The organism is Actinosynnema sp. (genome assembly GCF_052038725.1).
The window spans coordinates 1-7,525 of the sequence record NZ_JBQGCX010001044.1 but is presented as its reverse complement, the minus strand read 5'-3'; the positions used below and the strand labels follow the sequence as shown (position 1 = coordinate 7,525).

The window sequence follows — 7,525 nt, the reverse complement described above, 5'->3', positions numbered from 1 at the left end:
CGCCCGGCCTGCGCCGCGTCGTCGGTGGCGTTCGCGATCCCGGCCATGCCCACCAGCACGTCCAGCGCGGGCACGTCGTCGCGCAGCGCGCCCGTCCGCACCGCCGCGTCCACCAGCACCCCCAGCGCCTCCAGGAGCCGCTTCCTGGCGTGCGGGAACGGGGTCTCCGCGCCGGTGATCACCGCGCGCAGCGCGTCGGCGAGCCCCCGCTTGGTGTCCAGGTACTCCAGGAACAGGTCCATCCACCGCCGCAGCGCGACCTCGGGCGGCGAGGTGGTCAGCAGGTGCGGCGCGGCGTCGCACAGCCGGTCCAGCTCGGCCCGGTACACCTGCTCGATGAGCGCCTCGCGGGTCGGGAAGTGCCGGTAGAGGGTGCCGATGCCCACGCCCGCCTGCTTCGCGATGCCCTCCAGGGGCGCGTCGGCGCGCTCGGTGAACGCGGCCAGCGCGGCGGCCAGGAGCTTGTCGCGGTTGCGCTGGGCGTCGGCCCGCAGCGGGCGCTGGTCGGGGTCGGTCACGGCGGCGTCCTCCGGGATCGGTTGCAAGCGGAGGGCCCTCCGGTTAGTCTCGAAGAAGCGGAGGAACCTCCGCTTCATCCTAGCCCAGCGATCCGGGGAGATCATGACCGCGAACACCGCACCGCGCTTCACCGCCTCCTCCACGGCCGCCGAGGTGGTGGCCGGGATCGACCTGACCGGCAAGCGCGCCGTCGTCACCGGCGCCGCCTCGGGCATCGGCGTCGAGACCGCCAGGGCCCTCGCGTCCGCGGGCGCCCAGGTCACCCTGGCCGTGCGCGACCGCGCCGCCGGTGAGCGCGCCGCCGCCGACATCACCGCCACCACCGGCAGCACCGCCGTCCGCGTCGCCCCGCTCGACCGGGCCGACCAGGTCTCCGTGGCCGCCTTCACCGCCAACTGGGACGACCCGCTGCACCTGCTGGTCAACAACGCGGCCGTCATGGCCTGCCCGCTCGCCCGCACCCCCGAGGGGTGGGAGCTCCAGTTCGCCACCAACCACCTCGGCCACTTCGCCCTGACCAAGGGGCTGCACCGGCACCTCGCGGCGGCGGGCGGCGCGCGCGTGGTCTCGGTCAGCTCCAGCGCCCACCACCGCTCGCCGGTCGTCTTCGACGACGTCCACTGCGCCGAGCGCGAGTACCAGGCGTGGGACGCCTACGCGCAGAGCAAGACCGCGAACGTCCTCTTCGGAGTGAGCGCCACCACGAGGTGGGCCGCCGACGGGATCACCGTGAACGCCCTGATGCCCGGCTCGATCAGCACGAACCTCCAGCGCCACGTGGACCTCGAGGAGATCGCGCGGGCCCGCGCGGCGGCGGGCGTCACCGAGGTCCGGCGCAAGAGCCCCGAGCAGGGCGCGGCCACCTCGGTCTACGTCGCCACCGCGCCCGAGCTGGAAGGCCTGGGCGGCAAGTACTTCGAGGACTGCGCCGAGGCGGGGCCGTTCGTGCCCGGAACCAACCGGGGCGTGGCCGACCACGCGCTCGACCCGGAGGCCGCCGACCGGCTGTGGGAGGTCTCGCTCCGCACCCTGGCGGGCTGAGGGCGCCGCCCGCGGGGGACCTCACGCGTCCCCCGCGGGCAGCACCACCCGGAACACCGACCCCACCCCCGGTTCGCTCTCCGCCACCACCGAACCCCCGTGCAGCTCCACCAGGTGCCTGCTGATCGCCAGCCCCAACCCGCTGCCGCCCGTGGCCCGGTTGCGCGACGGGTCGGCCCGCCAGAACCGGGCGAACACCCGCGCCAGGTCCTCCGGCGCCAAACCCTCCCCGGTGTCCACCACCTCCAGCACCACCACACCGCCCCCACCGCGCCCGCGCACCACCACCGACCCGCCCGACGGCGTGTGCCGCACCGCGTTGCCCACCAGGTTCGCCAGAACCTGCCGCAACCGCACCGGATCGCCGTGCAGCACCAGCTCCCCGGCGCACGCCGCCTCCAGCCGCACCCCCTGCGCCCGCGCCGACACCCGGTGCGCCGCCGCGGTCTGCGCCACCAGCTCCACCACGTCCACCGGCTCCCGGTGCAACCGCAGCGCCCCCGCGTCCGCCTGCGCCAGGTCCCGCAGGTCGTCCACCATGTGCTGCAACAGGAAAGCCTCCTCCAGCAGCATCGCGATCAGCGCCGGATCGGGCTCGGCCAGCCCGTCTTGCGTCGCCTCCAACCACCCGGTGATGTTCGCCAGCGGCGTCCGCAGCTCGTGCGCCACGTCGCTCACCATCGCCCTGCGCTGCCGCTCCACCTCGGCCAACCGCTCCGACAGCGCGTTGAACGCCCCGGCCAGCTCCCCGACCTCACCGCTGGGCTCGCGCACCCGCACCGACCGGTCCCCGCCGGTCATCCGCCGCGCCGCCGCCGTCAGCGCCCGCACCGACCGCACCACCGCCGTCGCCGTCCCCCAGGACGCCAACCCCGCCACCACCAGGATTCCCGCGCCGGTCAGCGCGATCCGCGTCGCGCCCGCCGTGGACAGGTCGATCGGCCGCGGCTCGCCGCCGGTCGGCGCGGTCAGGAACAGCAGCGCGGGCTGGGCCACGTGCGAGGCCAACTGCTCCCGGCGGGCAGCCAGCGCGCACGCCGCCAGCTCCGGGTCCCCGGTCACCTCGTCGCGCAGGTACCACCCGGCGTCCTGCTTCGCCAGCGCCCGCAACGAGACGGGCGGCGAGACGGGCGTCGACGGGGACGGGGCCGCCGACGGGGGCGAGGTGCGCGCCAGGCAGGCCGCCGTCCGCCCCTCCAGGTCGACCAGTGCGGGCCACTCCACCTCCAGCGGCGCGTTCACCCACAGCGCGTCGCACCGCTGACCGCCGTCCCGGCCGTTCCCGTCGGGCGCGGTGGTCCAGGCGGGCGCGGTCGACTCGGCCACCCAGGGCCGCCCGCCCGGCAACCGCCGCACCACCACCGCCGCGCACTGCCGCACCCGCGCCAACCGGGACTCCAGCTCCGCCAACGACCCGCCGTCCAGCGCGAACGGGCCGACCGCGCGCGGGTCGACCTCCCCGCCGCCGGGCTTGAGCACCGCGTTCACGGTCAGCGGGTCGACCTGCACCCTCGCGTTCACCGGCAGCTCCGGCGCGCCCGGACCGCCCGAGTCCGCGAGCACCGCCCGACCGGGCGTGGTCAGCGCGACCCGCCGCCCGGTCTCCGCCGCCAACCGGTCCACAGTGGACTGAACGCCGGACCAGTCCGGGTGCGTCGCGGCGAACCCCAGCAGCTCGTCGTAGATCCGCGCGTCCACCGCCAGCGCCTCGCCCTGCTCCTGCCGGATCGCGCCCGTCGTGGCCTGCGAGGCCAACCACGCCGTCACCGCGATCGAGCACGCGGCGATCAGCGCCGACATCGCCGAGATCCGTACCAGCAGGCTGTGCCACCGCCCCGTCCGCCCGGCCGCCCCGCTCATCGCGCCGCGCTCACACGAGCTTGTAGCCGACGCCGTACACGGTCAGCAGCCGCTCCGGCGCGCGCGGGTCGCGCTCCACCTTGCGCCGCAGCTTCATCACGTGCACGTCCACCGTCCGCGCGGTGATGAACCCGTCGTCCAGCAGCTGCGCCCTGGTGAACACCCGGCCCGGCTGCGCGGCCAGCACCGACAGCAGCCGGAACTCCGCGGGCGTCAGCGGGACCTGCGCGCCCGCCAGGTTCACCTCGTGCCGCACCGGGTCCACCACCAGGTCCCCGACCCGCAGCACCGGCGACGGCGCGGGCCCGGCGGACCGCCCGGCCCTGCGCAGGATCGTGCGCACCCGCGCCACCAGCTGCCTGGGGCGGAACGGCTTCACGACGTAGTCGTCGGCGCCCAGGTCGAACCCGAGCAGCACGTCCTCCTCCAGCGCCCGCGCGGTCAGCAGCACGATCGGGACGTCCGACTCGGCGCGCAGCACCCGGCACACGTCGAGCCCGTCCACGCCCGGCATCATCACGTCCAGCACCAGCAGGTCCGGCGCGCTCCGGCGGGCCTCGTCGATCGCCGCCCGCCCGTCACCCACCACGGTGACGTCGTGCCCGTCGTGCTCCAGGTAGCGGCGGACCAGTTCCGCCTGGTGGGGGTTGTCCTCGGCGAGGAGGATGCGTGCGCGCACGGCGGCAGTATGCACCGCCTTCACGGGGGAAAAGCGCGGACAACACAGGATCTTCACGATTAGTGGGCACCCTGTGCTCATGAAGGTCACCCCGGCGCTCCTGGCGTGCCTGGCCACGGCGGTCGTGTTCACGGCCGCGGGCGTGGTCACCCCGCCCGAGGAGCCGCCCACCGGGCCGGTCGCGGAAGCCGAACCGCAGGAACCGGCCGCGCCCGCCGCAGCAGTCGCCGATCCCGCCGAACCGGAGCGGGTCGCGGCCGAACCCATGGCTGCGGACTCGGAGCCCGAGCCGCGGCGGGTCTACGAGCGCTCGTCCGACCTGCCCGACGGCGGCCCGTTCGCCGAGCGGGGCAGCGGGACCTGGCACGTCGTGCCCGGCACCTTCGCCGAGGCGGGCAGCGGCGCGGCGCTCAGCTACACCGTCGAGGTCGAGGACGGCGTCCAGGTGGACGAGCACGCGTTCGCCGGGTTCGTGCAGCAGACCCTCGCCGACCCGCGCGGCTGGATCTCGGCCGGGTTCGCGCTGCGCCGCGTCGACTCCGGCGTCCCGGACTTCCGCGTCCGCCTCACCTCCCAGGCCACCGCCCGCGAGCGCTGCGGCTTCCAGATCCCGGTGGACGTGTCCTGCCGCGACGGCGGCGCGGTCGACCTGAGCGCCGCCCGCTGGGCCAGGGGAGCGGTCGCCTACCTCGGCGACCTGGACGGGTACCGGCGGTACGTGGTCAACCACGAGGTCGGGCACGCCCTCGGCCGGGGCCACGTGCCCTGCGCCGAGCACGGCGCGCTGGCGCCGGTGATGATGCAGCAGACGTTCAGCACGTCCAACGACGAGATCAACCTGATCACCGCGGGCTCCGCGCAGGGCGGGGTCGTGCCCAACGACGGCAAGGTGTGCGCGCCCAACCCCTGGCCGTTCCCCGGCTGACCCGCCCGCCACCGCACCCGCCCCGCCCGCGACGAGGGCGCCGCCCCCCCCGCCGGGGAACGGCGCCCTCGTTCTACCGCAACGACCTCCGCGCTAGCGCGGCGTCGCCGTCCACCGCTGGTTCGGGCCGGACGTCGGCGTGTACAGCCCGACCTTCGCCCCGTCCGCCGTCGACTGGCCCACCACGTCCAGCATCGCGCCCGTGGCCGCGTTCACCAGCGTCCACGTGCCGTCACCGGTGGACGACGCGATCCACCGCGCCTCCGGCCCGTCCGCCGAGCGCAGCACCGCCTCGCCGCCCACCGCCGCGAGCCGCTGCCCGGTCCCGGCGTTGACCACCGCGAACCGCACCCGGTTTCCGAACCCGTCGTCCAGCCGCTCCAGCTCCCAGTACTGGTCCGCGACCTCGGCCGAGTTCCGCTGCACCAGCGCGGTCCCGTTGGGGGCCAACGACTTCCCGCTCTGCACACCGGTCAGCCGGTACGCCTCCCGCGCGCCCAGCGCCTCCGCGCCGATCGCGCCGGAGACCCCGGACACCCGGAACGTGGTGACCGACCGCGCGGGGACGGTCAGCGTCGCCACGCCGTCGCGCACCGCCACCTCCGCGCCCTCGACCAGCGCGCCCGACGCGTCCGTGACGACCGGCTGCACCTTGGCGCTCTTGGAGATGCGCTTGAACGAGCGCAGGTCGAGCGCCACGGTCCTGGCCTGCTCGGCCTTGTTCACGTGCACCACGGTCTTGAGCGACTCGCCGCGCATCGCCACCACGTCGGTCGTGGTGTTCACGCCGATCACCCGGTCGCCCGGCTTGATGTGGTGGGTGAAGTTCCGCAGGGTGTCGAACTTCGTGTTGGTGCGCACCTCGCAGTCCGAGGTGGTGCAGGAGAACGGGACCTGCACGACGCCCCAGTTCGCGCCCTGCGGCGACTCCCCGCCCGGCTTCATGTTGTCGTAGTCCTCGATCGCCTGCCACAGCACCCAGGACCGGGGCTCCAGCTCCCGCAGGTCGTCCACGACCCGCTCGGCGATGCCGATGCCGGGGTCCATGCTGGTGAAGCTCTGGCCCGAGCCCCACGAGCCGTCGACCTCGCTCATCCACAGCGGCTTGTCCGCGCCCTTGGCGATGTCGCGGGCGGAGGTGCGCTGGCCGGTGCCGTAGGTGTGCACGTTCAGCTGGCCGACCTGCGCGCGCACCGCCGCCGGGTAGCCCGCCCAGTCGGCGGCGAACGTGCCGGGGTTGGTCTCGTCCGGCGCGGACACCGCGGCGCTCAAGCCCTTGTCCCGCAGGGCCTTCACCATCGACGGGATCACCTTGGCCTGCAGGGCGGGGCTCATGTGCGCGCCCTCCTGCCTGCCGCCGGTGGGGTTGCCGTCCGCGCCGAGGCGAGTGCTCCAGTAGTTGGTGTTGGGCTCGTTGAACGGGTCGACGGTGTCGAACTCGATGCCGTGCGCGTCCTCCATCTCCTCGACGACCTGCGCGAGGTAGGCGGTGAACTCGTCGATCTTGTCGGCGCGCAGCTGGTCGGCGTTCGCGTCGAAGCCGCCGGAGACGTAGCCGGAGACGGTCTGGAACCACGGCGGGGAGTTGCTGAACGCCTCCCAGCGGTCGACCTTCGACTTGATCTTGTCGACCCACCAGCGCTGACCGGGGTCGGCCTCGGCGTCGAACAGCTCGGGGTTGTTGGGCTCCCACCAGTCGGTGTCGGTCCGGGTGGTGCCCTCGGGCGCCTTCCACCAGCCGGGCACCGCGCCACCCGCGCGCAGGTACGGCGGCACGTCGGGCGCGTTCCCGCCGCCGATGTTGTAGCGGGCGATGTTCAGGTTCAGGCCCTGCGCGGAGAACAGCAGGTCGGCGAGCTCGTTCCGCACCGAGTTCGGGTACTGCCCGGTGGCGTTGGCGAACCACACCAGGCTCGTGCCCCAGCCCTGGAACGGCTCCTGCCGGTAGGTCGGGTCGGGGCGCACGGTCACGTCCGCCTGCTGGGCCTGCGCCTGCGCCGCGCCGACCGGGGAGAGGGCCGCCGAGGCGACCACGATCGCGGCGAGCGCCGCACGCGCCTTCACGACGCCCTCGCGGCGCTCGTCGACGCCGGACCGCCGGGGGAAACCAGTCTCACAGCCACGTCCTCGTGTTGTAGGGACCTGATGGGGGTGTGGCGGACGCGGAACGCCCGCCGGTCACCGGGAACGGGGGGTCGCCCCGCCGCCGGTGGGGATCTGGGGATCGGGCCGGGGTGAGCCGGTGGGGGAGTTGCTCGGGGTGGGCGGGGGCGCGCCTCGGGCGAGCGCGTGGGGACCGGCGGCGCGGGCGGGGCGCACGGGCGCTTCTGGGCGTGGGTGGGCGGCTCGCGGGGCCGGGCGTCGCGCGGGCATCGCCTGTGGGGCCGGGCGTTGCGCGGGTGCTGCCTGTGGGGCCAGGGGTTGTGGGGGTGCTGCCTGCGGGGCTGGGCGTCGCGCGGGTGCTGCCTGTGGGGCCAGGGGTTGTGGAGGTGCTGCCTGCG

6 protein-coding genes are annotated in these 7,525 nt (G+C 74.9%); 2 read left to right on the top strand and 4 right to left on the bottom strand.

All coding sequences use genetic code 11. The annotated features are described in order from the left end of the window. Window positions 1-518, bottom strand: a 518-nt coding sequence (locus tag ACTUAL_RS22055; RefSeq protein WP_440901577.1) for a TetR/AcrR family transcriptional regulator, incomplete at its 3' end; no start/stop codon positions are given. Between the two features lie 103 nt (window positions 519-621). Here ACTUAL_RS22055 and ACTUAL_RS22050 point away from each other — a divergent pair. Continuing rightward, complete coding sequence (locus ACTUAL_RS22050) at window positions 622-1,560, top strand: SDR family NAD(P)-dependent oxidoreductase (RefSeq protein ID WP_440901576.1); 939 nt, start codon at window positions 622-624, stop codon at window positions 1,558-1,560. 21 nt (window positions 1,561-1,581) lie between these two features. Here the strand turns inward: ACTUAL_RS22050 and ACTUAL_RS22045 are convergent, their stop codons facing one another. Together ACTUAL_RS22045 and ACTUAL_RS22040 are read right to left on the bottom strand one after the other, a co-directional pair. Continuing rightward, window positions 1,582-3,420 (bottom strand): sensor histidine kinase, encoded by a 1,839-nt coding sequence (locus ACTUAL_RS22045; RefSeq protein WP_440901575.1) that lies wholly within the window; start codon window positions 3,418-3,420, stop codon window positions 1,582-1,584. A gap of 10 nt (window positions 3,421-3,430) precedes the next feature. After that, complete coding sequence (locus ACTUAL_RS22040; protein WP_096493014.1) at window positions 3,431-4,099, bottom strand: response regulator transcription factor; 669 nt, start codon at window positions 4,097-4,099, stop codon at window positions 3,431-3,433. 79 nt (window positions 4,100-4,178) lie between these two features. Here ACTUAL_RS22040 and ACTUAL_RS22035 point away from each other — a divergent pair, with 79 nt between their 5' ends. Continuing rightward, a complete protein-coding gene (locus ACTUAL_RS22035; protein ID WP_440901574.1) occupies window positions 4,179-5,024 on the top strand; it encodes a DUF3152 domain-containing protein in 846 nt (281 codons plus the stop codon). A gap of 93 nt (window positions 5,025-5,117) precedes the next feature. Here the strand turns inward: ACTUAL_RS22035 and ACTUAL_RS22030 are convergent, their stop codons facing one another. Further along, window positions 5,118-7,088, bottom strand: coding sequence for an RICIN domain-containing protein (locus ACTUAL_RS22030; protein WP_096493016.1), 1,971 nt, complete (start codon window positions 7,086-7,088; stop codon window positions 5,118-5,120). Window positions 7,089-7,525 lie beyond the last annotated feature (437 nt).

What these genes read in the sequence shown, in the direction of transcription:
- ACTUAL_RS22050 (WP_440901576.1), top strand. Translation starts at nt 622, where the DNA reads ATGACCGCGAACACCGCACCGCGCTTCACCGCCTCCTCCACGGCCGCC.
- ACTUAL_RS22045 (WP_440901575.1), bottom strand. Translation starts at nt 3,420, where the DNA reads ATGAGCGGGGCGGCCGGGCGGACGGGGCGGTGGCACAGCCTGCTGGTA.
- ACTUAL_RS22035 (WP_440901574.1), top strand. Translation starts at nt 4,179, where the DNA reads ATGAAGGTCACCCCGGCGCTCCTGGCGTGCCTGGCCACGGCGGTCGTG.